Raw genomic sequence first — 25,233 nt, 5'->3', positions numbered from 1 at the left:
TGGTCTCAGCGGCTCTGCAGGGCGTCGATGAACACCTTCTTCAGCTCGGCGGGGTCGCGCGTGACGTACGACGCGCCGCCGGTGGCGCCGGCCAGGGCGCTGAGTTCGTCGGCGTTCGCCTCCGGGCCCATGCCGAGGGCGATGATCCGGACCGGGCGGGCCGGGTCCTGCAGGCTGCGCAGCGTCTGCACGGCCTGGGCCAGCGTCGGGCTGCCCGGGTCGTCGTTCTTGCCGTCGGTGAACAGCAGGACTGTGTTGACCGCGTTCGACTTGTACTCCTGCCGGACCTGGCGGACGGCGGCGATCGCGGTGTCGTACAGCCCGGTGCCGCCGTTCGGGATCGGCTGCTGGATCCGCAGCTGGGCGGTGATCTTGTCGCGCTGCACCTTCGACAGTGGCGCGATCGGCACCAGCGGCTTGTAGTCCGCGTCCAGCGAGCCGATCTTGGTCGAGAACGTCCACAGGCCGAGCTGGGCGGTGTCCGGGAACAGGCTCAGACCGCCGACCGCGGCCTCGATCGTGAGCTGCATCCGGGTCTTGTCGCCGACCTTCTCGGCCATCGAACCGGAGACGTCGATGACGGCCAGCGAGTGGGTGGACAGCGACAGCCGGGTCCAGTTCTGCAGCGTCGAGGTGATCGCCGCGCTGGTCGGCTTGGGCAGCTGGTTGAGGTCGCCGACGCCACGGCCGCCGTTCAGCGGGCTGAAGGTGGTGTCGCGGAACCCGGCCTCGTCGCGGGCCTGCGCGGCGCTGTCGGTGAGCAACTCGCCGGCCAGCGTCTGAGCGGCCTCGGTGGCCGCGTCGGTGTCGGTCTTGGCGGTGACCACGATCGGGTAGTCCAGGGTGAGCGTGCCGGTCACCGGCTGGATCGCCCGCAGTTGCGCCTCCGGGTGCTCCTCCTGGTACTTCACGAAGCTCTGCTCGGAGGCCGGAACGACGATCTTGCTGCCGTCCTGGTCGGCACGGCCGAACAGCGCGTTCACATCTGTGTACGGCTTGGCCAGCGAGCCGAGGTGCTGCGCGAGCGGTACGACGAGTTGCGCGATCTGGGTGTCCGACGCGGAGGTCTTCTGCCGCTCCATCTGGACGGCCAGCAGCGACAGGGCGCCGACGGAGGTGTTCAGCGGGTCGAGCAGGGCCGGCTCGGTCGCGCCGAGGATCCGCAGCCAGGACGAGGTGTCGGCGAAGTTGTCGTTGCGGCCGACCAGGACCAGCGGGGACGTGGCGACCGAGGCGACCGCGACGTTCGGGACGCTCTGGCCGTCGTCGGCCTGGGCGACCCACAGCGAAGAGTCCGGCACCCAGAGATCGGGGCGGTTGTCACTGCCGCGCGCGACGTCCCGGGCGACCTGGGCCGACGAGACCGCGGTGATCGTGACCTGAAGGCACGGCGTCCCGTCCTTGCCGCCCTTCGCGGCCAGCGACTTGGCCGCCGCCTCGAGCGGGGCCTGCATCTCCGGCGTCGTGGACAGCTGGATCTGCGTCGGGTCCTTGCAGTCCGAACCGGAACCGAGGAACCCGTCGGCGCCGGCCTCGCTCCCGAAGGACCGGACCACAAACACGGCACCGAGCGCGAGCACCAGGACGCCGACCGCGGTGATGTACACCGACCGCCGGTTGTTGTTACTTCGCGTCACCGCAGAGGAATGCTTTCCCATCGCGGCAGGTCCCTCCCTCCCAGAGGCTGACTGCGCGCGCAGAGTACCCGGTTTCCGCACGTCACCGCGAAGGCCGCGAACGGTCGTGACACACCCGTCGCTGAACCGGAACCGTCGCCGCAGTACCGGTCTTTCGCAGGAACGCTCAAAAAATCACCCTGCGTACCGACGCCGCTGCGATCCGCTGAGAAGTTCGTGTGACCCGAATCACATCAGGAGTTTGCCCAAACGACCGTTCCATGGACCGTGGTCGTGAAACGGTCGAAGGTTTCCCTCCGGTAACCAGCAGAAGGGAAGTCTTTTCACACCCCAGCGCGTCAGAGGCCCAGGTCGCGGCGGAGCTTCGCGACGTGGCCGGTCGCCTTCACGTTGTACTGCGCCAGCGCGATCTTCCCGTCCGGGTCGACGACGAACGTGGACCGGATCACCCCGGTCACCTTCTTGCCGTACATCGTCTTCTCGCCGAACGCGCCGTACGCGGTCAGCACCTCTTTGTCCGGGTCGCTGAGCAGCGGGAACGTGACGCCGTCGCGCTCGCGGAACTTCGCCAGCTTGGCCGGCTTGTCCGGCGAGATGCCGAGAACGGCGTACCCGGCCGCCTGGAGCGAGTCCAGCGAGTCCCGGAAGTCGCAGGCCTGCTTGGTGCAGCCCGGGGTCATCGCGGCGGGGTAGAAGTACACGATCACGTTCTTGCCGCGCAGGTCCGCCAGCGCCACGTCGTTGCCGTCGGCATCGGGCAGGGTGAAGTCGGGTGCGGTGTCGCCGACGGACAGCCGGTCGGGCATCAGGTCCTCCACGGGTCGGTTCCTGGCGCCATCGTACGTGCGTGGACGGAGCGCGGCGCGGCGGGCATCGCCCGGTTAGCCTGAGCCGATGCGGGCCATGACGATCACCCCGGGACAAGCCGGTTCGGCAACTGTTGACGAGGTCCCCGAACCGCCGGCCGCGGACGGGTCGATCCTGGTGGAGGGCCTGCTGACGGGGATCTGCGGGACCGACCTCGAGATGGTCTCCGGCGTCTTCGGCAGCGGGCGGTACGGCTCCGAACGGCTCGTCCTCGGGCACGAATCGCTCGGTCGCGTACTGGAGGCGCCCGAGGGAACGGGCTTCGCGGCCGGCGACCTGGTGGCCGGTGTGGTCCGCCGGCCCGACCCGGTGCCATGTCCGGCGTGTGCGCGCGGCGAGTGGGACTTCTGCCGCAACGGGCGGTACACCGAGCGCGGCCTCAAGGAGATGGACGGGTACGGCTCCGAGCGCTGGCGGGTCGACCCGTACTTCGCCGTACCGGTGCCGGCCGAGCTGGGCGAACTCGGCGTACTCGTGGAGCCGGCCAGCATTCTCACCAAGGCGTGGGAGCAGATCGACCAGGTTGGTGCGCGGTCGTGGTTCGCGCCGCAGCACGTACTGGTGACGGGCGCCGGTCCGATCGGGCTGCTGGCGGCTGTGATCGCCCGGCAGCGCGGGTACGACGTCCACGTGCTCGACCGTGTCGAGGACGGGCCCAAGCCGGAGCTGGTACGGGCGCTCGGCGGGACGTACCTCACCGACCTGGCGCAGCTGGACGTCGTACCGGATGTGGTCATCGAGGCGACCGGTGTCGGTCAGTTGGTATATGACTGTGCTGCACTGCTGCCGCCTGCTGGTGTCATGTGTCTGGCAGGGATCCACCCCGGACCGGCGAGTGTCGACGTACAGCTCGACGCGCTGGTTCGGCAGTTGGTGGTCCGCAACGCCGCACTGGTCGGGACCGTGAATGCGGGGAAGCGGCACTACGTCGACGCCGTGGACGTGCTGCTCGCCGCGGACCGGGACTGGCTGTGCCGCCTGGTCACCCGGACCGTCCCGCTGTCCTGCTGGCCGGACGCATTGCAGCGGGAACCGGATGACATCAAGGTGGTCGTGGACTTGCGGAGATGACCTGCGAGGATGGTTGTTGACGAGGGGCAGATCGGGCCCCACCCCTGACAGCCCCGTTGTAGGAAGGGAGCGCCGACTCGTGTCGGACACGAAGGCTCGGACCGCCGAGCAGATCGAGGCGGACATCGCCGCCACCCGTGCGCGCCTGGCCTCGACCGTGGACGAGCTGGTCGACCGGGCCAACCCGAAGAACCTGGCCCTGCGGCAGGTCGAGCAGGCCAGGTCCCAGGTCTTCGACGAGCAGGGCCAACTGCGGACCCAGAAGATCGTCGCGGTCGCCGGTGCGGTGGCCGGGGTGGTCGGCGTCCTGCTGCTGATCCGTCGCCTGGTGGGCCGCCGGTGACTTCTCGCAAGCGGCTCTCCGACGACAAGCTGCCGATCCGGATGCTGCACGACCGCGTCCTGGTCGCCCTCGAGCAGGAGGGCGAGCGCAAGTCGTCGGCGGGCATCCTGATCCCCGCCACCGCGCAGATGGGCCGCCGCCTGGCCTGGGCGAAGGTCGTCGCGATCGGCGCCAACGTGCGCACGGTCGAGGTCGGCGACCGGGTCCTGTTCGACCCGGAGGACCGGGCCGAGGTGGAGGTCCGCGGCGACGACTACATCCTGCTGCGTGAACGCGACCTGCACGCGGTGGCCGCCGGCCGCCTCGAGGACGGCCAAACCGGCCTCTACCTCTGACGCCGATTCTCGCGGAGCGGGCAGGCGGTGCCGGTGGTCACCGCCGCCGGGGGAGAATGGGGCGGTGATCTTCGAGACTTCGCGGCGGTTGCCGGATTTTCCGTGGGACATGTTGCAGCCGTACAAGCAGAAGGCGGCCGCGCATCCGGACGGGATCGTCGACCTGTCGATCGGTAGTCCGGTGGATCCGGTGCCGGCGCTGGTGAAGCAGGCGCTGGCGGATGCGGCGGACGCCCCGGCCTACCCGACCACGATCGGTACGGCGGCGGTGCGGCAGGCGGCCGTCGACTGGATGGCCCGCCGACTCGACGTCACCGGTGTGGACCCGCAGAGCGGTGTGCTGCCCGTGATCGGCACCAAAGAGCTGATCATGATGCTGCCGACGCTGCTCGGGATCGGTGCCGGTGACACCGTCCTCATCCCGGATCTGGCCTACCCGACGTACGAGGCCGGCGCCGCGCTCACCCGGGCGACCAGCGTCCCGGTCGCGGACCCGACGACGTACGACGGCCCGGTCCGGGTCGCGTACCTGAACTCGCCGCGCAACCCGTCCGGTGAGATCACCTCGCCGGACGACCTGCGCCGTACGGTCGACTGGGCGCGAGCGAACGACGTACTGCTGGTCAGCGACGAGTGCTACACCGAGTTCGGCTGGGACGAGAAGCCGGTGTCGGTGCTGCACCCGGACGTGTGCGGCGGCAGCTTCGACAACCTGCTGGCGGTGCATTCGCTGTCCAAGCGGTCCAACCTGGCCGGGTACCGCGGTGGCTTCGTCGCGGGCGACGAGACGGTTGTGGCCGAGTTGCTCGCCGTGCGGAAGCACGCGGGGCTGATGGTGCCGTCACCGATCCAGGCCGCGATGGCTGTCGCGTTCGCCGACGACGCGCACGTGGAGGAGCAGCGTGCGCGGTACCTGCGGCGCCGCGCCGTACTGCGGGACGCGCTGACCGACGCCGGCTGGGAGATCACCCTGTCGAACGGCGGACTGTACCTGTGGGCGTCGCACCCGTCGTACGACGCGTACGGCTCCGTCGGTGCGCTGGCGGACCGGGGGATCCTGGTCGCGCCGGGGGCGTTCTACGGGACGGCCGGGGAGCGTCACATCCGGGTCGCGCTGACCGGGACGGACGAGCGCGTGGACGCCGCGGTGAAGAGACTTCAGGACTAACACAACCAGCCGCCAACTTTTGGCGTCTCTCTGTGTGACGGCGTGTCAATTGGGTACGTGTTCGTCCACGGGAGGGGGAGGCGGATGAAACGCTTCGTTGGGGTGGCGGTCGCGGCGCTGGTGATTCTGGCGCCGGTGGGGGTGGCGCAGGCGGACGAAAGTCCGTCACCGGGTCCCTCGTCGAGTCCGTCGGGCAGTACATCGCCGAGTGCGCCGGAGAGCGAGTCGGGGAGTGCCTCGCCCGGGCCCGGTACGTCGTCGCCGTCCGAGACGCCGCCACCGTCCACATCGCCTCCATCCGCACCGCCTCCATCCACACTGCCTCCGTCCACGCCGTCTCCGTCCACAACCACGCCGACCCAGCCGGCGACGCCCCGGCCGACGAGTGCGGTGGCGACTCCCGCGGCGGCGTGGTCGATCACGCTGAACCAGCCGGCCGCGTCCTACGAGGACAAGCCGACGGTCTTCACCGGAAAGATCAGTCAGCCGATCACGGGCTCGTACATCACCCTGTGGCAGCGCGTTCCCGGCGCCTGGGTGCTGCGCGCGTCGACCCGCACCACGACCGGCGGCGCGTACCGGTTCAGCTACGTCGCGCCGTACACCGGCACCTGGGCGTTCCGCACGATGATCGGTGTCAAGGCGGAGACAGCGCTGGCAATCTCCGACTACCGCAACGTGACGATCCAGGACCGGAAGATCCTGATCAACACCCCGGCACCCTGGTACGCCACCCTGACCGGAGTCTCCGTCACCGGGCGGATGGTGCCGGCCGAGCCGGGCAAGGAACTCGCGCTGCAGGAGTACCTGGGCAGCGGCAAGTGGCGGCTCGTCACCATCGGAAAGATGGATGCCGCGGGCAACTTCCGGCTCCGGGTCCCGGACGATCTGCCGGCGACGCGGACGGTTCGCGTCGTCACGCGGTACGTCACGCAGCCCGCGATGGAGTACTCCGGCCTGGCGAAGATCGTCGTCAAGGCCGCGCTGAACCCCAAGGTGTATGCCGTGAGCGCCGCGATGGTGCCGTACACGTACCGCGCCGGATGCCCGGTGAAGCCGTCGTCGCTGCGCTTACTGCAGATGAACTACTGGGGATTCGACGGCCGGGTGCACCGCGGTGAGCTGATCGTGCGGGACGCCGCGGTGTCGAAGCTGATCACCGCGTGGACCTCGACGTTCGCGGCGAAGTTCCCGATCCGGCAGATGCGCCGCGTCGACCGGTTCGGCGGCAGCGACATCAAGTCGATGGCGGCCGACAACACGTCCGCGTTCAACTGCCGCCGCGTCACGGGTGATCCGTACTCGCTGTCCCCGCACTCGTACGGCTGGGCGCTCGACATCAACACCGTCGAGAACCCGTATCTGGCCGCGAACGGCGTCTGGTACCCGTCGAACGGTGCGTCGTACCGCAACCGGTCCGTGGCGCGCCCGGGCATGCTGTTCTCGACCAGTACGCCGACCAAGGCGCTGATCGGACAGGGGTACTTCTGGGGCGCGCGCTGGTCCAAACCCGACTATCAGCACTTCCAGCCGAAGTGAAAACGCTAGTAGTAGGTGCCGCCGTGCTCGGCACTGCGCTGTCTGCCTTACTGGCGGGGTGCAGTGCTGACGCGGCGACGCCACCTGCTCCGGCTGCGTCGCCGACCCCGGTCGACGGGACTACGGGGCCCACGGTGCCCGTGCCGACCAACACGTTGAGTACGGCGGAGCCGACGGACGCCGCCGTACCGCCGGAGCTGCCCGAGGAGGCGACCGCACCACCTCCGGCCACTGCTGGTCCGCTGACGGCCGGCAACCTCCCGGCGCCGGACAAGCTTGGAGCGGGCTGGAAGACGTACACCGACCCAGGTGGCGCTGAGGTCGGCTTCGTCGGCAACAACACCTGGACGCGTCGCCGCAACGCACACCAGGCGTCCTACGAAGCCCTGCCCTCTGGGTGTGCTGGGCGGGAGGTCACGGGCTCGCTGCCTGTTCCCACGTACGCGCTGACCGGCAGCTACCGCACTGCGGACGCGCAGCCGGCGACAGCCCTGCTGCTTCGCTTCGCCACGCCAGACGCGGCCGAGAAGTACTACGACGGGTATGCGGCTCGGATGAAGGCCTGCGGTACAGGTGGCGACCTGAGCGTCCGGGAGCTGTGGACCGACGAGCACGCTGCCGCCTCCGTGCGCTCGTACGCCGGAGCGGAGTCGTACGTCGACGTGTCGGTGGTGAAGGGGTCGACGGTGGCGTTGCTGGCCGCGACCTCGGGTGATGCGGCGGAGCAGTCCGGTTGGGCGCGCAGCGTCGTACCGGCCCTGGAAGCGGTCATCGATCAGTAGCCGGACCGATCGCCGAAGTTGTATTACCTTTCAGTATTTCGTGTCCTACACTCCGGTTATGGGTGACTTCGACCGGTATGCGCGGCTCACCGCGCGACTCGATGCGCCGTACGCGGTGATCGACCTCGCCGCGTTCCGCCGGAACGCGGACGACCTGGTCCGCCGCGCTGCCGGTACGCCGATCCGGATCGCCTCGAAGTCGGTCCGCTGCCGCCCGCTGATCATGGCCGCGCTCGAGCGGCCCGGGTTCCACGGTGTGATGAGTTATGCGCTGCCCGAGGCGCTGTGGCTGGCGCGCAACGGCGTCGACGACATCCTGCTCGGGTACCCGACGACCCACCGCGGCGCGCTGCGCGAGCTGTCCGAGGACCCGGTCGCCGCGTCGCGGATCACGTTGATGATCGACTCGCCGGAGCATCTCGGCTACATCCGCGCCGCCGCGACCGGTCCGGCGCGGCTCCAGGTCTGTCTCGACGTCGACGCGTCGCTGCGGGTGTTCGGTCAGCACCTCGGCGTCCGGCGGTCGCCACTGCGCACGCCTGCCGAGGTCGCGACGCTCGCCCGGACCGTTGCCGGTGACGACAGGTTCGAGCTGGCCGGCGTGATGTTCTACGAGGCGCAGATCGCCGGGCTCCCCGACACGTCGCCGGCGGTCCGCTGGGTGAAGCGCCGCTCGGCCGCCGAACTCGCCGACCGGCGCGGCGCCGTCGTCGACGCGGTCAAGCAGGTCGCTCCGCTGCGGATCGTCAACAGTGGCGGGACCGGCAGCCTGGAGATCAGCAGCGCCGACCCAGTGGTCACCGAGGTCACCGCCGGCTCCGGTCTCTACGGGCCGACCCTGTTCGACAAGTACGACGTGTTCCAGCCCGAGGCCGCGATGGTCTACGCGCTCGACGTCGTACGGCGGCCCGCGCCGGGAATCGCCACGCTGTTCGGCGGCGGGTACGTCGCGTCCGGTCCGGCGAAGAAATCCCGGCTGCCGTTGCCGGCGTGGCCGGCCGGGCTGAAGCTGCTCGGCACCGAAGGCGCCGGCGAGGTGCAGACTCCGGTCCGCGGACAATCGGCCGATCGGCTGAAAATCGGGGACAAAGTGTGGATGCGGTACGCGAAAGCGGGGGAGATGCTGGAGCGGTTCGACATTCTGTACGCGATCGACGGTGCGGAGGTCAGCGAGCTCAAGACCTATCGCGGCGAAGGGAAGAACTTCGGATGACCACCTGGCGGAACTGGTCCGGCACCGAGTCGGCGACGGGTGTGGAAACGCTGCGCCCCGGCTCGACCGACGAGCTCGCGGCGGCGGTCAAGGCCGCGGCCGCGCAGGGCAAGAAGCTCAAGGCGGTCGGTTCCGGCCATTCGTTCACCGGGTGCTCGGTGCCGGAACAGGTGATGATCCGCCTCGACGGACTCTCGGCGATCACCCACGCCGACCGCGTCACCGGCCTGGTCACCGTCGGCGCGGGCACCGGTCTGCGCAAGCTCAACGCCGGGCTCGCGGCCTTCGACCTGGCGATGGCGAACCTCGGCGACATCGACAAGCAGACGATCTCGGGCGCGATCTCCACGGGCACCCACGGGACCGGCGCGCGGCTCGGCGGCCTGGCCACGCAGGTCGTCGCGCTCGACCTGGTCACCGCCGACGGCTCGGTGCTGCACTGCTCCGCCGAGGAGAACCCGGACGTCTTCGCGGCCGCGCGGGTCTCGGTCGGCGCGCTCGGCGTGATCAGCTCGCTGACCCTGCAGTGCGTGCCGGCGTTCTTGCTCCGGGCGCAGGAGATGCCGCTGCCGCTCGCCGAGGTGCTGGACGGCTTCGACGAATTTGCCGACGGCAACGATCACTTCGAGTTCTACTGGTTCCCGCACACCGACCTCGCGCTCACCAAGCGCAACAACCGCGTCGCGCCGGGCGTCGGCCCGTCGCCGATCGGCCGGGTGCGCGGCTGGATCGACGACGAGTTGCTCTCCAACCGGGTCTTCGAGCTGACCAACCGGATCGCGACGCGGCAGCAGGAGCTGGTGCCGCGGATCAACCGGCTCGCGTCCCGGGCGCTGACCGCGCGCGAGTACGTGGACGCGTCGTACAAGGTGTTCTGCTCCGAACGCAACGTGGTTTTCCGCGAATCGGAGTACGCCGTGCCGCGCGAACACGTGGTCGACGTACTGCGCCGGCTGCGGGCGTGGATCGACGCGTCCGGCGCACGGATCCAGTTCCCGATCGAGGTGCGGGTGGCGGCACAGGACGACATCTGGTTGTCCACCGCGTCCGGGCGCGACACGGCGTACATCGCCATCCACCAGTACCACCGGCTGCCGCACGAGCCGTATTTCCGCGCCTTCGAGAAGATCGTCGCCGACTACGACGGGCGGCCGCACTGGGGCAAGCTGCACACGCTGACCGCCGCCGAGCTGCGCCGGCTGTATCCGCACTTCGACGACTTCCTCGCGGCCCGCGACCGGCTGGATCCGCAACGCGTGTTCGCAAACCCCTACACCCGCCTGGTGTTCGGCCAGTAGCCTGCCAGCATGAACGAACTGCACCGGCTCGAACCGGTCGACGAGGACTGGCACAAGGCGCTCGCCGTCGTCGCGCACCCCGATGACCTCGAATTCGGGACCGCGGCCGCGATCGCCCGCTGGACCGCCCAGGGCAAGCAAGTCGTGTACTGCCTGCTCACCTCCGGCGAGGCCGGCATCGACGGCGTCGACCCGGCCGAATGCGGCCCGCTCCGCGAAGCCGAGCAGATCGAGTCGTCGCGCATCGTCGGCGTCTCCGCGGTCGAGTTCCTCGGCCAGCCGGACGGCACCATCGAGTACGGCGTCGCGCTCCGCCGCGTCATCACCGCCGCGATCCGCCGCCACCAGCCCGAGATCGTCATCACCAACAACTTCCGCGACACCTGGGACGGCGACACCGCCCTCAACCAGGCCGACCACATCAACACCGGCCGCGCCACCCTCGACGCCGTCCGCGACGCCGCCAACCGCTGGATCTTCCCCGACGCCGGCGACAAATGGGACGGCGTCCGCCAGGTCTGGGCCGCCGCCTCCCCGAACGCCCGCCACGCCGTCGACACCACCGACACCTTCGACCTCGGCGTCCGCTCCCTCGAAGCACACAAGGCCTACATCGAAGGCCTCAACCGCGACTTCGACCCGGTCGAGTTCCTGGAAGGCGCCTCCCGCCCCGCCGGCACCCAACTCGGCACCCGCTACGCCACCCGCTTCGAAGTCTTCTACCCCCAGTAACCCGCCCCCGCGGTACCGAAAGCGTACTCGCGCGGGTTGCGTCGGAGCCGACCCGCGCGGGTATGGCGGGAGTCAACCGCGCGGGGTACGTCTCCGGTGGGGTACGCCTCCGGGTGGGGGATGCCGCCGGTCGGGTTCCCCCACCGACCATCGCGACATGACCCGCGGCGGTGCACGTGCTTCGGGAGATGCCCGCGTGGGTACGCCGCCGCGCAGGTAACCACCCACCACCCACCACCCGGCGCCGTGGTTCGGTGGGACGCGCAGCGGATACGTCCAGACCTTCACACCCCACCGGCTCGCGGCGGTGTCTCGCGCCTGCGCGGTAGTGCTGGTATGCCTGGGGCTCGCACACCTTTGGTCGGCGGTCGCGGCGAGCGCCTGCGACCGGCCGCCCATGACCCCACCTCTGGAGGCGTTGAACAGGAAATTACGTGTTCACGGCCCCCATTTCCTGTTCAAGGCACCTATTCCCGGTTCGAGGCCCATAGATGATGATGCACGGCCTGGTCTGGATTCGATGGTCGTAGGCGGTGATGGAGCGCGCTCGGGCGTGCGGCGTGCGGCGCGTGTCAGGTCTCATTAGGACGTCTCCCGTGCGAGGGGTCACAGCTGAGCGTGAATCAGACACCGAACAGACCCGTCCCGCGCCACACTAACTGTCGAGCGTGCACACCTTCGGGCCGTGCATCAATCATCTAGGGCTCAGTGTGGGGGTTCGGGGCGGTAGGCGCGGAGGGACGGTGGGGTGGGTTTGGGCTGGCGGGGTTCGCGGTCGCCGGCGGTGCCTGGCGGTGGAGTATGCGGGCCGGGCCAGGAGCGGATCAGGGCTCGGCCGCCTTTGCGGGTCAGGCGGTGGAGGTCGATGCGTTCGACCTGGCGGGCGGGGATGCCGAGTTGGGCGAGGCTGCGATTCGCCAGTTCGCGGGCGGTGTCGTGTTTGCGGGGAGACATCTTGTGCTGCAGCACGACGGCGATCGTGCCGTCCGGCAGGTCCTCGACGCGCTGGAACTTGAGCGCCTTGTCCAAGGACGACGAGTTCAACGCCAGGTCGATGTAGGCGGCGTTCGACAGACGCCGGACGGGCTTCGCGCGCGCAACCACTTCGTATTGGGCCATGCCTCGATCATCCGCTCCCAGCCACCCCAACACCAGGAATCTGCGCTCAGCGAAGTACCTCAGCACCCGCCGCCACGCCGCCCCAGTGCGAGTTGAGTGCGAGGTGATCTGCGGTCAGCGAAGACCATCAGCTGCCGCAGCGATGCCCGCAAAACCACCGCCGCAGGAGCCTCTTCACACCCGCCAGTCTGACAGCCGTGCGTGCAGACTCAGAGTTGGAGGATGCGGTGGGATTCGTTCAGGACGGCCGGGGAGGCCAGCGATTGCCAGCGGGGGATCTGGTCTTGGAGGAAGGGGCGGAGTTTCTCGGCGCGTTCGGCGTCGTGGTCGAGGACGTCGAGTTCGTTGACGATGGTGAGGTCGACGAAGTCGCGGAGGGCTTCGGTGCCGAGCTCTTCCGAGGTACCGGTGAAGCGGTCGGTGACGGTGCGATGTTCGGCGAGGTCGCGCCAGGTGGTTTCGCGGTCGCAGGCGCCGTACCGGTAGACGATCGCCTCGGCCTCGGAGCCGATCACCGACTCGAGGACCGGGCGCTCGGTCTTCCAGTCGAACAGATGCGTCGGGAAACCGTCGGTCCCGTACGCCGCGTGCGCGAGCCCGGCGAGGACCAGTGTGTCGGACGCGCCCAATGAACCGAGGCGCTTGGCGACCCGGTGCAGATGGACATAGAGGCTTCCGCCCGCGTGGTCGATTTCGTCGGCGCCGCGCACCAGCAGCAGCGAACCCAAGTCCTGGAAAGTGCCCATCTGACCCCTTCTCACCCCGGAGCGGCCAGATCCCTCGAACAGACCAGGGATCCCGAACAGACCGGGCCCACCCACCGGCCCAGGTCACCCACGGTAAGGCCAACCGCCTCTGCCCGCCCACACCTTCGGCGTGCCATTTCAGTCACATCCCGTCCACCCGACCGCCACCTGCTCACCAGGCAGCGGCCGGCGGGAGGTGCGTTCAGGCCCCGTCCGCAACCACCTCACACGGATGCGGACGGGGCCTGCACTGACTGCCCCGTGGTTGATCAGGGAAGGTGACCGACCACGGGGAGCTGAGGGCCCAGCCGGGAGCCGATCGGGTCAGTCGAGGTCGGCCAGCGCCCTGCGGGCTGCTTCCAGCTCCGCTTCCAGAGCGGCGACCTTCGCGGCCTGCTGAGCGCGGGCCTCTTCGATGACCTCGTCGATCGGGGTCGACAGGTCTTCGTGCAGCTCCTTGGCTGCGCGCGACACGGCGGCCGCTGCGACGGCCAAGTCACGGGCTAGGTACGTGGTGCCCTGCTTGAGCTCGGCGCGCCACTCGCCGTCGGCCGTGCCGGTGACGGTCAGCGTGAGCTCGAGGGTCTTGCTCTTCTTGCCCGCGGCCTTCTTCGCCGGCGCCTTCTTCGGCTTCGCGGCACCGGCCTCGGAATCAGCGGCCGGAGTGGCGGGCACGTCCGACGGGGCGGACGGAGCCGGGGCGGTGGCCTCGGCAGCGCCCGATGAGTTCATCAGGCCGGGAGTGTCGGCGGTGTCGGACGGCGTCTCTACTGCCAGAGTGTCTACAGTCATCGTTGCGGCGATCCCTTCGAACTGGCGCTGTGCGGTCCATTAGAACATATGTTCGATCGCCGCACCAAGAAAGCCTGACGAAGCAACGATTACTGAGCAAGCGGCCGCCCGGAGATCAGACGGCCGCCTGCGACTGAAGTGCTACTGAGCGGTCTCGGAGCGGTCGCCCGACCACTCGAGGTGGAAGCTGCCCTCGCGGTCGACGCGCTTGTAGGTGTGCGCCCCGAACAGGTCGCGAAGACCCTGGATCAGCGCCGCAGGCAGTCGCTCAGCCCGCAGTCCGTCGTAGTACGACAGCGCCGCCGAGAATCCGGGGGCCGGCACGCCGACGGTAGCCGCGGTCGCCACGACCCGGCGCCATGCCTCCTGTCCGCTCGCCACGGCGTCCCGGAAGTAGTCGTCGACCAGCAGCGACGGCAGTTGCGGGTTGCGGTCGTACGCCTCCTTGATGCGATCCAGGAACCGCGCCCGGATGATGCAGCCGCCGCGCCAGATCGTCGCCATCGCGCCGAGGTCGACGTCCCAGCCGTACTCGTCGCTGGCCGCCCGGATCGCGTCGAACCCCTGCGCGTACGCGACCAGCTTCGACGAGTACAGCGCGTGCCGCACGTCCTCGACGAAGGCTTCGCGGTCCACATCGGCCTTCGCTTCCGCAGGTCCGGGCAGTACGCCGGCCGCCGCCTCCCGCCGTACGACGTCACCCGACAGGGACCGTGCGAACACGGCCTCGGCCATGCCGCTGACCGGGATGCCGAGGTCGAGCGCGGACTGCACCGTCCAGCGGCCGGTGCCCTTCTGCTCGGCCTGGTCCAGGACGATGTCGACGAACGCGCCCCCGGTGGTCGGATCGGTCTGGCTGAGGACCTCGGCGGTGATCTCGATCAGGAACGACTCGAGGTCGCCGGTGTTCCACTCGCGGAACACGTCCGCGAGCTCGGCGGGCGTCAGGTCGAGGACGTGGCGGAGCAGGTCGTACGCCTCTGCGATCAGCTGCATGTCGGCGTACTCGATGCCGTTGTGCAGCATCTTGACGAAGTGGCCGGCGCCGTCCGGACCGACGTGGACGCAGCACGGCTCGCCGTTCACGTGGGCGGAGATCTTGGTCAGCATCGGCTCGAGCGCGGCGTACGACTCGGGGGAGCCGCCGGGCATGATGCTCGGGCCGTTCAGCGCGCCCTCCTCGCCGCCGGACACGCCGGAACCGACGAAGTGCAGGCCCTTCTCGCGCAACGCGGCCTCGCGGCGCCGGGTGTCGACGAAGTGCGCGTTACCCGCGTCGACGACGATGTCACCTTCGTCGAGCAGCGGCACCAGCTCGTCGATGACCGCGTCGGTCGGTGCGCCGGCCTTGACCATGATGATCACCTTGCGCGGCCGCTCGAGCGACGCGACGAAACCTTCCAGGTCGGTCGATGGGATGAAGTCGCCCTCGTGGCCGAACTCCGCGACCAGCGCGTCGGTGCGGGACTGGGACCGGTTGTGCAGCGCGACGCGGAACCCGTTGCGCGCGAGGTTCCGGGCCAGGTTACGGCCCATCACCGCGAGGCCGGTGACGCCGATCTGGGCCTCGCCCGACCGGGCTGGGGTGGAGCCGTCAGCAGCACTGGTAGTCATCGAAATCTCCCGCAGTCTCAAGTTGTGTGCGGATCAAGTCTCCCGCGTCCGGCGGACGCCGTCCGCAGCGGGCTCGGCAACTGGACAGCCGCGGGTACTTCGACTGCGGTTCTGAGCTGAACTCAGCACGGTGTACGAGAGCGAGCACGAGTTCACGGTGACGTTGGCGGCAAGAGCGCGGCAGAGACCGGGTACCTCGTCGGTGTGGATCTCGTCGACCTTAAGCTCGCGTCGTGAATCGCCTGGAACCTCGCCGTACGGCGCTGATACTGATCGATCTGATGCCGCGGATCGTTGCTCTCGACACCACGCCGCTGAACGGACCGGCTGTGCTCGCGCGCTGCGCCGAGTTGGCCGCGGCGACGCGGGCCGCCGGTGGGGTGGTGGTCAACGTACGGGTGGAACGGCCGGGGGTGGAGGTGCAGCCGGAGGGGAGTGGGTTCGCACCTTCCGCGGCGCCGCAGGGAGGCGACCTGGAGATTGTGAAGCGGTCGATCGGCGCGTTCGGCCGGTCGCCGCTGGACGCCGAGTTGCAGTCCCGTGGCATCGCGAACGTCGTCCTCGCCGGCATCGCGACGAACTTCGGGGTCGAATCGACGGGGCGCGCGGCGTCGGACCTCGGGTACGAAACCGTCTTCCTCGCCGACGCTATGACCGGGCTGGACGGCGACGCGCATGAGTTCGCCGTTTCGTACGTGTTTCCTCGGGTGGGTGCGGTGTGTACGTCAGCGGAGTACCTCGAAGCACTGACCTGACGCCTGATGCCTGGGCCTGACGGCTGACGCCTGATGCCTGGGCCTGGGCCTGACGGCTGAGGGGCTGACCGCGGAGAGCGGCTGGCCTGGTGTGTCCGGGACAGTTGTGGGGGCGTGGACAGGTTGTGGTGGGTGGGGACCCGTTATTTCCTGTCTCAAACCCCCGCGTGATGTCGCACCACCCGCCAACTGGCCGCTTGCCTCCGGGGCCGGGGCGGGCTGTGCATGCCCAACTTCGGCGTCGTCGGCGTGGACGAGGCGCAGGACGACGGCCCGTACGCCGAGCAAGGCGTCGAGATGTCGCGTGATCGCCTCGACCTCGGACCACCACCCCGGTTCGACCTGGAACGTCGGCGCCCGCCCGACGTAGCGGGTGCCGACGCTGACCAGGGCTTCGACCGTCTTGGTTTCCACGGGCCTACTCTCGCTCGATGCGGTGCCAGGTGCGGGGTCCCGACTTCACCACAGCGCCGGGCGACAGGGCAACGGGTTCGCCAGGGTCGTCGATGCGGACGCCGTCGACTGTCACCGCACCTTGGCGGACGAGACGGCGGAGTTCGGAGTTGCTGTCGGCAGGACGAACCATCCGGAGCAGGTCGAGCGCCGTGGTCACCGTCGACGGGACGATCACGACCGGCATCTCGGACGGCCCGGAACGCTCGGAAAACGTGTGACGAAAGGCTTTCAGCTCAGCTCGGGCGACGCCGGCGCCGTGGTACCGCGTGACGATCGCGGCCGCCAGCCGGAGCTTGGCGTCGCGCGCGGCCGGGCCGGTGGCGTCGCCGAGTGCGACGACCGTGTCGAGGGGCAGTTCGGTGTAGACGCGGGCGTACGGTTCGATCAGCGTGTCCGGAATGCTCATCACTTTGCCGAACTTGTCCCGCGGACTGTCGGTCAGCGCGATGTAGTTGTGCAGCGACTTCGACTGCTTCGCCCGCCCGTCGATTCCAGGGGTGATCGTCGTGGTGATGACGACCTGCGGCGGCGCGCCGAGCCGTTGCTGGAGGTGTCGGCCGAGCTGTTCGTTGAACAGCTGGTCGGATCCGACGATGGTCAGATCGCTCTGCATCGCGAAGCTGTCGTACCCCTGCAACACCGGGTACACCAGCTCGTGAACGGCGATCTCGCGACCGGCCGCGACCCGTTCGCGGAACATGTCACGGCCCATCAGCTGAGCCTGCGTGACGTGCGCGAACAGTCCGAGGAGCTCCGCGACCGGCATCGCGTCGTACCACTCGGAATTGCGCCGTACCTCGAACACCTCCGGATCGGTCCGCAGGATCAGCGACACCTGCTCGAACAGCGATGCGGCGTTCGCGTCGATCTGCGACGGCGTGAGCACCGGCCGGGTCTCGGAGCGTCCGGTCGGGTCGCCGACGCGGGTGGTGAGGTCTCCGAGCAGGAAGACGACCCGGTGCCCGAGGTCCTGCAGTTGCCGCATCATCCACAGGTTGACCGCGTGCCCGAGGTGCAGGTCGGGCGCGGTGCAGTCGACGCCGTACTTGATCCGCAGCGGCCGCCCGGACTCCAGCCGGGCACGTAGATCGTCCTCGCCGACGACGAGGTCGGTGGTACGGCGTAGGCGATCGATCACAGCATTCATGGGGTTCCTCTCGACCAGGAGGCACCCACGGACCAGTGCCTCCGGAAACACACGGAAGAGGCAGGAACCGAACGGTTCCTGCCTCTGAGGCTCTGGGTGGAGTGGCTGCGCGGACTACCGAAGGCCGGCTCCTCCCAGAGCCGGTCGATAGGTCACGCAGTGCTTGGTCACACTCCGAGGCTAACAGGCATCGGCGGCTGCGGAGAATCCGTTTAGGCTCGAGGGGTGACGGACGAGCGGGTTGTGCTGGTGGACGAGAGCGGACGTGCGGTCGGGACCGAGGCGAAGGCGACGGTCCATCATGCCGCGACGCCGCTGCACCTGGCGTTCTCCAGCTACGTGGTCGACGCGGCCGGGCGGGTGCTGCTGACCCAGCGCGCGTTCGGAAAGCCGACCTGGCCGGGAGTCTGGACCAACAGTTGCTGTGGGCACCCACTCCCGGGCGAGGCGCCGGACCACGCGGTACGGCGCCGGCTCGAGGACGAACTCGGCATCACCGCCGGACCCGGCGATGTGGACCTGGTGCTCCCGGAGTTCCGGTATCGCGCCGAGATGCCGACCGGCGTCGTCGAGAACGAACTCTGCCCGGTGTACCGCGTGTGGTGGACCGGCGCGCCCACGCCGAACCCGTCCGAGGTCGCCGACCTCCGCTGGGTCGCCTGGGACGACGTCCGCACCGTCCCGGACCTTTCACCCTGGTGCCTCCTGCAGCTCGACCAACTCGTCGGCTCGCCCAACGAGTGGCCGACCGCCGATGCATCCCGCCTACCAGCTGCTGCCCAGGTCTAGTTCCAGCAGATCGTTGTGTACGGCGACCGCCGTCGTGCTCGCCTGCCCGGCCGCACCGATCGCGAGCAGAGCCGGCGCCGCCGCGGTACCGACTGCGTACACGCCAGGCACTGTGGTGCGGCCCGCGTTGTCCGTGACGACTGCACCGTCCGCGAGTTGGCAGCCGAGCTGCTCCGCGAGGTCGCTCTGCTGATGCTCGCGTACGGTCACGAAGACCTGCCGGGTCGCCAGTTCCTCACCGTTCGCGAGCTGCACTGCTGCGCCCACCGCGACAACGCGCTCGGTGCGCACCTTCACGCCGGCCAGCGCCAGCCGATGCGACTGTGCCTCTGTGAGCTCATCGCCGTCGGTCAGCAGCACGACGTCGGAGCTCCACCGGCTCAGTAGCAGCGCCCGCGCCACCGAGCGCTCCGGCAAGCCCCGCATCCCGAGCTGAACCAGCGGCTCGTCGCGCACCTCCCATCCGTGGCAATGCGGACACGCCACGACCGACCGTCCCCAACCGTCCGCGACACCAGGCACCTCCGGCAGCTCGTCCCACAGCCCGGTCGCCAGCACCACAATCCGCACGCGCTCTCCGTCGACCACGAAGCCGTCGTCGTCTGCGGTCACCTCGTCGACCCGCCGAGTCCGCAGCTCCACGCCGTACTGCGCCACCTGCCGCCACCCGACCTCCAGCAGCTCCGAAGGCGCGAGCCCCTCAGCACCCAAGTAGTTGTGCACATGCTCAGCCGCCCGGTTCCGCGCCCGACCGTCGTCGTACAGCACCACCCGCCGCCGGGCGCGGCCCAACGTCAACGCAGCCTGCAGTCCCGCCACACTTCCACCGACCACCGCAACATCCATCGGCTCATAATATGAGAACTTGCGTCTCATATCCCGAAAATGGATGGCCCGGCCCAGATCGCGGACGGCCTAATGTCCGGGTGATCGAGATCCGGCCGGTCGAGACGGCCGCCGACTACGAGTCCTGGCGGCAGGTGCGCCTCGCCGCCCTGCCGTACGAACGCGCGCCGAGCGTCGCCGAACTGCAGCAGTCGAAGACGGCAGCTCGGCTGCTGCTCATCGCCGAGGAGGACGGTGTCGTCGTCGCCCACGGTGGTTCCGACCGCTCGAACGAGCCGGACCGAGCGGCGGTCGTCGCCAGGGTCCGCCCGGAGGCGCGCCGGCGCGGCATCGGGACCGCGCTGCTCCGCGAGCTCACCCGGCACGCGGCAGACCTCGGGTTCACGATCGCCGGCTGCAGCATCGACGACGAAGGCTCGTTGGAGTTCGCGAAGCGGTTCGGTTTCCGTGAGTACCTTCGCCAGGTCGAGCAGGTACGGCGGATCGCCGACGAACCGTGGCCGCCCGAGCCGACCGGGTACGACGTGATCCAGGTCGCGGAGCGCCCCGAGTTGTGGGCTGCGGCGTACGAGCAGGTCGCCGTACCGACCCTGCCGGAGCTGGACACCACCGCGACGCTCGACGTGACGGCGGAGGAGTGGGCGACCGAGTGGATCAACGACCCGGCCGCGATGTTCCTGGCAATCAAAGGTACCGAGGTCAAAGGTACCGAGGTCAAAGGCGACGAGGTCACAGGTCACGAGGTCACAGGTGACGAGGTCATCGGTGTCGCCGGTCTGCTGCTCGACACCGACCATCCCGAACGCGCCGAGGTCGCCTACACCGCGGTCCGGCCCGAGTGGCGCGGCAAGGGCGTGGCGTCGACGCTCAAGCGATCGAGCATGGCCTGGGCGGCCGAGCACGGCATCACCGAGATCTACACCTGGACGCAGGAGGGCAACGCGAACATGCGACGGCTCAACGAGCACCTCGGCTTCAGCTACCGGACCGTGAGCGTCAACGTCCGGGCCGAGCTACCGCTGCAGTTCCCGGAGGAGGTCGGCGCCTGACCAGGTCCGCCGTGACGTCTCGGCCTGGCGGATCAGCTCGACGAGCTTGCGGTTGACCGGGGCAGGACGACCAACGGACTCGGCCAGGCGGACGACCTCGCCGTTCAGGTAGTCGATCTCGGTCGGGCGGCCGACTTCGAGGTCCTCCCACATCGACGCGCGCGCGAGCGGGTCGATCGCGAGGACCTTGCTCGCCAGCCGGCGGAACAGGAAATCCGGCAGCCGCAGCACCGTCGGGAAGCGATGCATCGGCACGGCCAGCAACTGCGCCGGCCGGATCCCGGCGGCGTCGAGGACCGCGAGGCCCTCGGCCTGCGCCAACGCCAGGCAGCGGCGGTACGCGCGCTGCGAGAGCTCGTCGCGCAACGGCAGGTTCGACAGCGCGTTGATCGGGTTGTTCAGGTTGAGCAGGAGCTTCGCCCACTGCACCGCGAGGATGTCGTCGTGCTGCGTCAGCGGCAGCCCGGCCCGCTCGAAAGCATCCAGGTACGGCGTCAGCGCCGCATCCCGCTGTACGTCGAGCGCGCCCGCGGTGCCCTGGTGGAACACGCCACCGCCACGGTTCAGCACGTTGAACGGGACCATGCCCGTGACCACCACCTGCGAGGTCAGCCGCGCCCGCAGCACTTCACCGTTGCGGACACCGTTCTGAAAGCTGACCACGACCGCACCGGGCTTCAAGACCCCTGCCAGTTCGTCGGCGGCCCCATCGGTGGCGGCCGACTTCACCGTGACGAGCACCAGGTCCGCGCCGGCCGCGGCTGCCGGCGTCGTCTCGTACCTGACGTCCTCGACGCGGAGGTCCGCGCCGAGGTAGTCGGTCAGCCGCAGTCCGTGCTCGGCGAGCTCGGCCTTCATTCGCGGGCGGCCGATGAACGTCACCGGCGTACCGGTGGCCGCCAATCGACCGCCCAGGTAACACCCGATCCCGCCCGCGCCGTACACCGCGATGTCCATGACATCGCAGGATAGCTAGTGCAGCCGGACCCGTGGGTCGAGGACGGCGTACGCGATGTCGACCAGCAGGTTCGCGATCACGACGGCTGCCGAGGCGAACAGCACGATGCCGATGATCACCGGCAGGTCCTGCTGGTTGATCGCGGTGATCGCGGTCTTCCCCAGACCCGGCAGGCTGAACACGGTCTCGATCACCACCACCCCGCCGATCAGCTGCCCGAGGTCGATCCCGAACTGGGTGACGACCGGCGTCAGCGCGCTGCGCAGACCGTGCCGGACGATCACCCGGCGCTCCCGGATCCCCTTCGACCGCGCGGTCCGGATGTAGTCCTCGCCGAGCACGTCCAGCATCGAGCCCCGGGTCAGCCGGGTGTACGTTGCCGCCAGCAACAAGGCGAGTGCGATCCAGGGCAGCAGCAGGTGCTGGAACCACGGTCCGGCGCCCGCGGCCAGCGGCGCGTAACCGCCGGCCGGGAACCAGGCGAACCCGCTGAGCGTGAGCCGGAAGTACAGGAAGTACAACAGCAGCAGGCCGAGCAGGAAGGACGGGAAGGAGTAGAAGAACAACGAGAACAACGTCAGCCCGCGATCCGCGAGCGACCGCGGATGCGTCGCCGAGATCACGCCGTTGAAGACGCCGAGCGCCAGCCACAGGATGGACGCGCCGAGAGCCAGCGAGAGCGTGACCGGCAGCGCCTGGGCGATGATCTGCGTGACCGGCACCTGGTGGTAGTAGTCGAACCCGAGATCGCCCCGCAGCGCGTTGCCGAGGAAGTTCAGGTACTGCTTCCAAACCGGCAGGTCGAGGCCGAGCCGGTGCTGGATCAGCGCGATCGTCTCCGGTGTCGCCTGCCGGCCGGCGAGCGTCTGTGCGACGTTGCTCGGAGCAACGAAGAACAGCGCGAACACCGCCACGCTGATCAGCCACAAGACCAGGATCCCGTGGCCGATCCGGCGGATCAGGAACTTCAGCATGGTCAGGTCCGATCTGCGCGGGGGTCGAAGGCGTCGCGGACCCCGTCACCGAACAGGTTGAAGGCGAGCGTCGTGATCAGCAGGGCCAGACCGGGGAAGAGGATGAACCACCAGGCGGTGGTGTAGTAGTTCTGCGACTCGTTGATCATCCCGCCCCAGTCCGCGGTGGGCGGCGGCAGCCCGAGGCCGAGGAAGGCCAACGTCGCCTGGGTCACGATCACCACCGGAATCAGCAGCGTGGTGTAGACGATCACCGGCGCGAGGACGTTCGGCAGGATGTCGACGAACATGATCCGCGCGTCGCCGGACCCGAGCGACCGGGCCGCCTCGACGAACTCGCGTTCGCGCAGCGACAGCACCTGCCCGCGGACGATCCGGGCCACGGACGCCCAGCTGAAGCAGCCGATCACCAGCACCGTCACGGTCAGACTCGGCCCGGTCACCGACACCAGCGCGATTGCGACCAGCAGGAACGGGACGGACAGGACGACGTCGATCAGCCGCGCCAGGATCGTGTCGGTGATCCCCCCGAGGAACCCCGCCGCGAGTCCGAGGACGACGCCGATCGCGACCGTGATCGCGGTGGCGATCACGCCCACCAGCAACGAGATGCGGGCGCCGTAGGCGATCCGGACCAGGATGTCGCGGCCGAGGTCGTCGGTGCCCAGCCAGAACGTGCTGTTCGGGCCGCGGGGCAGGCCGTCCGGAGTCAGGCCGATATCGCGGTACTGCTCGTTCGGCGGATGGCCTGTGACGGCGGCGAACACCGGCGCGAAGATCGCGATCAAGACGATCAGCACGATCACGGCCAGCGAGATCATCGCCACCTTGTCCCGGCGCAACCGCCGTACCGCGAGCGAGAACGGGCTCCGCCCCTCGATCGCCTGCGGCTCGTCGGTCACATCGAGCGCTTCTATTGCGGTACTCATCGACGTCCTCGCTTCGCTCCGGGCGCCGACGAGGCACAAAACGGGCTGTGCCTGCTGATGAACTCGCTTCGCTCGCTCATGATGCCTTCAAGTCGGGTACGGCGGTGGAGAGGTCCTCGCCGACGGTCAGCGGGTAGAAGCAGGCGGTCCGGTGGTCGGGCCCATCGGTCAGCACCGGCTCCAGCAGCGGCTCCTCGGCCGCGCAGTCGAGCTTGGCCTTCGGGCAGCGGGTGTGGAACCGGCAGCCGGCCGGCGGGTTCGTCGCCGACGGGATGTCGCCGCCGAGGATGATTTGCTCGCGGCTGTCGGCGGTGTCCGGGTCCGCCACCGGGAGCGCCGACAGCAGCGCCCGCGTGTACGGGTGCCGGGTTTGCTCGAACAGCTCGTGGGTCGGCGCCTGCTCGATGATCTTGCCCAGGTACATCACCGCGATCCGGTCGCTCACGTGCCGGACCACGGACAGATCGTGCGAGATGAACACGTAGGTGAGGTCGAACTCCTTCTGCAGGTCCGCCAGCAAGTTGATGATCTGCGCCTGGATCGACACGTCGAGTGCCGACACCGGCTCGTCACAGATCACCAGCTTCGGCCGTAGGGCGAGCGCCCGGGCGACCCCGATCCGTTGCCGCTGGCCACCGGAGAACTCGGCTGGGAACCGGTTGTAGTGCTCGGGGTTCAGCCCGACCAGCTCCATCAGCTCCTGGACCTTCTTCTTCCGCTCGGCGCCGGAGGCGATGTTGTGCACGGCGAACGGGTCGCCGATGATCGACCCGACCCGGCGGCGCGGGTTCAGCGAGCCGTACGGGTCCTGGAAGATCACCTGGACGTCGCGGCGCAGCGGACGCATCTGCTTGCGCGACAGGTTGGTGATGTCCCGGCCCTCGAACTGAACCGACCCCGACGTCACGTCGTACAGGCGGGCCATGCAACGGGCCAGGGTGGACTTGCCGCAGCCGGTCTCACCGACCAGCCCGAGCGTCTCGCCCTTGCGGACGTCGAGCGTGACGCCCGCGACCGCCTGGACGATCTCCTTGGAGTGCGTCGGGAACTCCTTGCGGACGTTCTCGACCTGCAGAAGTACCTCGTTCATGAAGCCACCGCCTCGTTCACGGTCTCGACGTTGTGGGGGAGCCAGCACGCGGACTGGTGCCGCGCGTCGCCGCCCACGTCGGTCAGCGGCGGCGCCTCCACGCACTTGTCGAACACGTGCGGGCAACGAGCCGCGAACGGGCAGCCCTTCGGCAGGCTGATCAGGCTCGGCGGCGAGCCCGGGATCGGCGTCAGCCGCTCCCCGCTGCGGGCCGGCAGTGAGGCGAGCAGCCCTTGGGTGTACGGGTGGTGGTTGCGGTAGAAGATGTCCCGGCGCGGTGCGCGTTCCATCACCGTGCCGGCGTACATCACGACCACGTCGTCGGCCATCTCGGCCACCACGCCGAGGTCGTGGGTGATCAGGATGATCGCCGTTCCGAACTCCTCCTGCAACCGGCGCATCACGTTCAGCACCTGGGCCTGTACGGTCACGTCGAGTGCGGTGGTCGGCTCGTCCGCGATCAGCAGCGCGGGATCGAGGGCCATCGCCATCGCGATCATCACCCGCTGCCGCATGCCGCCGGAGAACTGGTGCGGGTAGTCGTCGATCCGCTCCGCCGCGCGCGGGATGCCGACCAGGCTGAGCAGGTCGGCGGCCCGTTTCCGGGCCGCCTGCTTGCTGATGTTCTGGTCGTGCGCGCGAATCATCTCGACGATCTGCCAGCCGATCCGGTACTGCGGGTGCAGGCTCGACAACGGGTCCTGGAAGATCATCCCGATCTCCGCGCCGCGCAGCCGGCGCAGCGTTGCCTGGTCCGCGCTGATCAGATCGGTGCCGTCGAAGTACGCCGTACCCGACACCGTCGCGCCCCGCGTGAGGCCGGTGATGGTCTGGGTGGAAACGCTCTTGCCGGAGCCGGACTCGCCCACCACCGCGAGCGTCTGGCCGGCCTCGACGTCGAACGACACCCCCCGGACGGCACGGACGGTGCCGTCCGGGGTGTCGAAGGAGACCCGGAGGTCCCTCACTTCAAGCAGTGCCATG

The 25,233-nt window shown here is 69.2% G+C and carries 25 protein-coding genes; 12 read left to right on the top strand and 13 right to left on the bottom strand.

Going from position 1 to position 25,233, the window contains the following annotated elements:
* Nucleotides 1-5: 5 nt before the first annotated feature.
* Nucleotides 6-1,658 (bottom strand): substrate-binding domain-containing protein, encoded by a 1,653-nt coding sequence (locus AB0B82_RS05430; protein ID WP_360162815.1) that lies wholly within the window; start codon nt 1,656-1,658, stop codon nt 6-8.
* A 317-nt stretch (nt 1,659-1,975) separates the two neighbouring features.
* A complete protein-coding gene (gene bcp, locus AB0B82_RS05425) occupies nt 1,976-2,443 on the bottom strand; it encodes a thioredoxin-dependent thiol peroxidase (protein ID WP_360162812.1) in 468 nt (155 codons plus the stop codon).
* Nucleotides 2,444-2,531: 88 nt separating this feature from the next.
* On the opposite strand from bcp, the gene AB0B82_RS05420 reads away from it, so the two are divergent.
* The 9 genes from AB0B82_RS05420 to AB0B82_RS05380 all read left to right on the top strand — a co-directional run bounded on the left by AB0B82_RS05420 (nt 2,532) and on the right by AB0B82_RS05380 (nt 10,985).
* Nucleotides 2,532-3,575 carry a glucose 1-dehydrogenase gene (locus AB0B82_RS05420; protein ID WP_360162809.1) on the top strand — a complete coding sequence of 348 codons (1,044 nt, stop codon included), beginning with the start codon at nt 2,532-2,534 and terminating at the stop codon, nt 3,573-3,575.
* 79 nt (nt 3,576-3,654) lie between these two features.
* Nucleotides 3,655-3,918: a DUF3618 domain-containing protein gene (locus AB0B82_RS05415; protein WP_360162806.1), complete on the top strand. Its 264-nt coding sequence runs from the start codon at nt 3,655-3,657 to the stop codon at nt 3,916-3,918.
* 41 nt (nt 3,919-3,959) lie between these two features.
* Nucleotides 3,960-4,253 (top strand): co-chaperone GroES, encoded by a 294-nt coding sequence (locus tag AB0B82_RS05410; RefSeq protein ID WP_360163134.1) that lies wholly within the window; start codon nt 3,960-3,962, stop codon nt 4,251-4,253.
* Nucleotides 4,254-4,320: 67 nt separating this feature from the next.
* Nucleotides 4,321-5,421, top strand: a complete 1,101-nt coding sequence (gene dapC, locus AB0B82_RS05405) for a succinyldiaminopimelate transaminase (protein ID WP_360163131.1) — start codon at nt 4,321-4,323, stop codon at nt 5,419-5,421.
* Nucleotides 5,422-5,811: 390 nt separating this feature from the next.
* The gene (locus AB0B82_RS05400) at nt 5,812-6,960 is read left to right on the top strand and encodes a M15 family metallopeptidase (RefSeq protein ID WP_360162803.1); all 1,149 of its coding nucleotides are present in this window, start codon (nt 5,812-5,814) and stop codon (nt 6,958-6,960) included.
* Between the two features lie 134 nt (nt 6,961-7,094).
* Complete coding sequence (locus AB0B82_RS05395; protein WP_360162800.1) at nt 7,095-7,742, top strand: hypothetical protein; 648 nt, start codon at nt 7,095-7,097, stop codon at nt 7,740-7,742.
* A 58-nt stretch (nt 7,743-7,800) separates the two neighbouring features.
* Nucleotides 7,801-8,955 (top strand): amino acid deaminase/aldolase, encoded by a 1,155-nt coding sequence (locus AB0B82_RS05390; protein WP_360162797.1) that lies wholly within the window; start codon nt 7,801-7,803, stop codon nt 8,953-8,955.
* Complete coding sequence (locus AB0B82_RS05385; protein WP_360162794.1) at nt 8,952-10,253, top strand: D-arabinono-1,4-lactone oxidase; 1,302 nt, start codon at nt 8,952-8,954, stop codon at nt 10,251-10,253. Before AB0B82_RS05390 ends, AB0B82_RS05385 begins: the two co-directional genes overlap by 4 nt.
* A gap of 9 nt (nt 10,254-10,262) precedes the next feature.
* Nucleotides 10,263-10,985 carry a PIG-L deacetylase family protein gene (locus AB0B82_RS05380; RefSeq protein ID WP_360162791.1) on the top strand — a complete coding sequence of 241 codons (723 nt, stop codon included), beginning with the start codon at nt 10,263-10,265 and terminating at the stop codon, nt 10,983-10,985.
* Between the two features lie 705 nt (nt 10,986-11,690).
* On the opposite strand, the gene AB0B82_RS05375 is transcribed toward AB0B82_RS05380, so the two are convergent.
* The 4 genes from AB0B82_RS05375 to gndA form a co-directional block, all read right to left on the bottom strand.
* On the bottom strand, nt 11,691-12,104 hold the full coding sequence (locus tag AB0B82_RS05375; protein WP_360162788.1) for a hypothetical protein: 414 nt from the start codon (nt 12,102-12,104) through the stop codon (nt 11,691-11,693).
* A gap of 209 nt (nt 12,105-12,313) precedes the next feature.
* Complete coding sequence (locus AB0B82_RS05370; protein WP_360162785.1) at nt 12,314-12,850, bottom strand: DUF6817 domain-containing protein; 537 nt, start codon at nt 12,848-12,850, stop codon at nt 12,314-12,316.
* A gap of 324 nt (nt 12,851-13,174) precedes the next feature.
* Nucleotides 13,175-13,642, bottom strand: a complete 468-nt coding sequence (locus AB0B82_RS05365; protein ID WP_360162782.1) for a DUF6319 family protein — start codon at nt 13,640-13,642, stop codon at nt 13,175-13,177.
* A gap of 141 nt (nt 13,643-13,783) precedes the next feature.
* Entirely contained in the window at nt 13,784-15,256 is a 1,473-nt protein-coding gene (gndA, locus tag AB0B82_RS05360) for an NADP-dependent phosphogluconate dehydrogenase (RefSeq protein WP_360162779.1), read from the bottom strand.
* Between the two features lie 233 nt (nt 15,257-15,489).
* Here gndA and AB0B82_RS05355 point away from each other — a divergent pair, with 233 nt between their 5' ends.
* On the top strand, nt 15,490-16,011 hold the full coding sequence (locus AB0B82_RS05355) for an isochorismatase family protein (protein WP_360162776.1): 522 nt from the start codon (nt 15,490-15,492) through the stop codon (nt 16,009-16,011).
* A 418-nt stretch (nt 16,012-16,429) separates the two neighbouring features.
* Here AB0B82_RS05355 and tyrS read toward each other — a convergent pair whose 3' ends face one another.
* Nucleotides 16,430-17,614, bottom strand: a complete 1,185-nt coding sequence (tyrS, locus tag AB0B82_RS05350) for a tyrosine--tRNA ligase (protein ID WP_360162773.1) — start codon at nt 17,612-17,614, stop codon at nt 16,430-16,432.
* A 225-nt stretch (nt 17,615-17,839) separates the two neighbouring features.
* On the opposite strand from tyrS, the gene idi reads away from it, so the two are divergent.
* Nucleotides 17,840-18,403 carry an isopentenyl-diphosphate Delta-isomerase gene (idi, locus tag AB0B82_RS05345; RefSeq protein ID WP_360162770.1) on the top strand — a complete coding sequence of 188 codons (564 nt, stop codon included), beginning with the start codon at nt 17,840-17,842 and terminating at the stop codon, nt 18,401-18,403.
* Here idi and AB0B82_RS05340 read toward each other — a convergent pair.
* Nucleotides 18,380-19,249 (bottom strand): NAD(P)/FAD-dependent oxidoreductase, encoded by an 870-nt coding sequence (locus AB0B82_RS05340; protein ID WP_360162767.1) that lies wholly within the window; start codon nt 19,247-19,249, stop codon nt 18,380-18,382. The two genes, idi and AB0B82_RS05340, sit on opposite strands and share 24 nt — an antisense overlap.
* An 80-nt stretch (nt 19,250-19,329) precedes the next feature.
* Here AB0B82_RS05340 and AB0B82_RS05335 point away from each other — a divergent pair, with 80 nt between their 5' ends.
* Entirely contained in the window at nt 19,330-20,298 is a 969-nt protein-coding gene (locus tag AB0B82_RS05335; RefSeq protein ID WP_360162764.1) for a GNAT family N-acetyltransferase, read from the top strand.
* Here AB0B82_RS05335 and AB0B82_RS05330 read toward each other — a convergent pair.
* The 5 genes from AB0B82_RS05330 to AB0B82_RS05310 form a co-directional block, all read right to left on the bottom strand.
* Entirely contained in the window at nt 20,263-21,255 is a 993-nt protein-coding gene (locus tag AB0B82_RS05330) for a 2-dehydropantoate 2-reductase (RefSeq protein ID WP_360162761.1), read from the bottom strand. The two genes, AB0B82_RS05335 and AB0B82_RS05330, sit on opposite strands and share 36 nt — an antisense overlap.
* A gap of 15 nt (nt 21,256-21,270) precedes the next feature.
* On the bottom strand, nt 21,271-22,230 hold the full coding sequence (locus AB0B82_RS05325; protein WP_360162758.1) for an ABC transporter permease: 960 nt from the start codon (nt 22,228-22,230) through the stop codon (nt 21,271-21,273).
* A 2-nt stretch (nt 22,231-22,232) separates the two neighbouring features.
* Nucleotides 22,233-23,159, bottom strand: coding sequence for an ABC transporter permease (locus AB0B82_RS05320; RefSeq protein WP_360162755.1), 927 nt, complete (start codon nt 23,157-23,159; stop codon nt 22,233-22,235).
* A gap of 76 nt (nt 23,160-23,235) precedes the next feature.
* Nucleotides 23,236-24,249 carry an oligopeptide/dipeptide ABC transporter ATP-binding protein gene (locus AB0B82_RS05315; RefSeq protein WP_360162752.1) on the bottom strand — a complete coding sequence of 338 codons (1,014 nt, stop codon included), beginning with the start codon at nt 24,247-24,249 and terminating at the stop codon, nt 23,236-23,238.
* On the bottom strand, nt 24,246-25,232 hold the full coding sequence (locus AB0B82_RS05310) for an ABC transporter ATP-binding protein (RefSeq protein WP_360162749.1): 987 nt from the start codon (nt 25,230-25,232) through the stop codon (nt 24,246-24,248). Before AB0B82_RS05310 ends, AB0B82_RS05315 begins: the two co-directional genes overlap by 4 nt.
* Nucleotide 25,233 lies beyond the last annotated feature (1 nt).

Source organism: Kribbella sp. NPDC048915 (genome assembly GCF_040649595.1).
Taxonomy (GTDB): Bacteria; Actinomycetota; Actinomycetes; order Propionibacteriales; family Kribbellaceae; genus Kribbella.
Note: the sequence above shows the minus strand (reverse complement) of the source record. Positions and strands in the feature narration are given on the sequence as shown.

Excerpts from the sequence above, each read along its gene's own strand:
- AB0B82_RS05430 (WP_360162815.1), bottom strand. The coding sequence starts at position 1,658 with ATGGGAAAGCATTCCTCTGCGGTGACGCGAAGTAACAACAACCGGCGG.
- bcp (WP_360162812.1), bottom strand. The coding sequence starts at position 2,443 with ATGCCCGACCGGCTGTCCGTCGGCGACACCGCACCCGACTTCACCCTG.
- AB0B82_RS05420 (WP_360162809.1), top strand. The coding sequence starts at position 2,532 with ATGCGGGCCATGACGATCACCCCGGGACAAGCCGGTTCGGCAACTGTT.
- AB0B82_RS05410 (WP_360163134.1), top strand. The coding sequence starts at position 3,960 with ATGCTGCACGACCGCGTCCTGGTCGCCCTCGAGCAGGAGGGCGAGCGC.
- AB0B82_RS05390 (WP_360162797.1), top strand. The coding sequence starts at position 7,801 with ATGGGTGACTTCGACCGGTATGCGCGGCTCACCGCGCGACTCGATGCG.
- AB0B82_RS05385 (WP_360162794.1), top strand. The coding sequence starts at position 8,952 with ATGACCACCTGGCGGAACTGGTCCGGCACCGAGTCGGCGACGGGTGTG.
- AB0B82_RS05380 (WP_360162791.1), top strand. The coding sequence starts at position 10,263 with ATGAACGAACTGCACCGGCTCGAACCGGTCGACGAGGACTGGCACAAG.
- AB0B82_RS05375 (WP_360162788.1), bottom strand. The coding sequence starts at position 12,104 with ATGGCCCAATACGAAGTGGTTGCGCGCGCGAAGCCCGTCCGGCGTCTG.
- AB0B82_RS05370 (WP_360162785.1), bottom strand. The coding sequence starts at position 12,850 with ATGGGCACTTTCCAGGACTTGGGTTCGCTGCTGCTGGTGCGCGGCGCC.
- AB0B82_RS05365 (WP_360162782.1), bottom strand. The coding sequence starts at position 13,642 with ATGACTGTAGACACTCTGGCAGTAGAGACGCCGTCCGACACCGCCGAC.
- gndA (WP_360162779.1), bottom strand. The coding sequence starts at position 15,256 with ATGACTACCAGTGCTGCTGACGGCTCCACCCCAGCCCGGTCGGGCGAG.
- tyrS (WP_360162773.1), bottom strand. The coding sequence starts at position 17,614 with ATGAATGCTGTGATCGATCGCCTACGCCGTACCACCGACCTCGTCGTC.
- AB0B82_RS05340 (WP_360162767.1), bottom strand. The coding sequence starts at position 19,249 with ATGGATGTTGCGGTGGTCGGTGGAAGTGTGGCGGGACTGCAGGCTGCG.
- AB0B82_RS05330 (WP_360162761.1), bottom strand. The coding sequence starts at position 21,255 with ATGGACATCGCGGTGTACGGCGCGGGCGGGATCGGGTGTTACCTGGGC.
- AB0B82_RS05325 (WP_360162758.1), bottom strand. The coding sequence starts at position 22,230 with ATGCTGAAGTTCCTGATCCGCCGGATCGGCCACGGGATCCTGGTCTTG.
- AB0B82_RS05320 (WP_360162755.1), bottom strand. The coding sequence starts at position 23,159 with ATGAGTACCGCAATAGAAGCGCTCGATGTGACCGACGAGCCGCAGGCG.
- AB0B82_RS05315 (WP_360162752.1), bottom strand. The coding sequence starts at position 24,249 with ATGAACGAGGTACTTCTGCAGGTCGAGAACGTCCGCAAGGAGTTCCCG.
- AB0B82_RS05310 (WP_360162749.1), bottom strand. The coding sequence starts at position 25,232 with ATGGCACTGCTTGAAGTGAGGGACCTCCGGGTCTCCTTCGACACCCCG.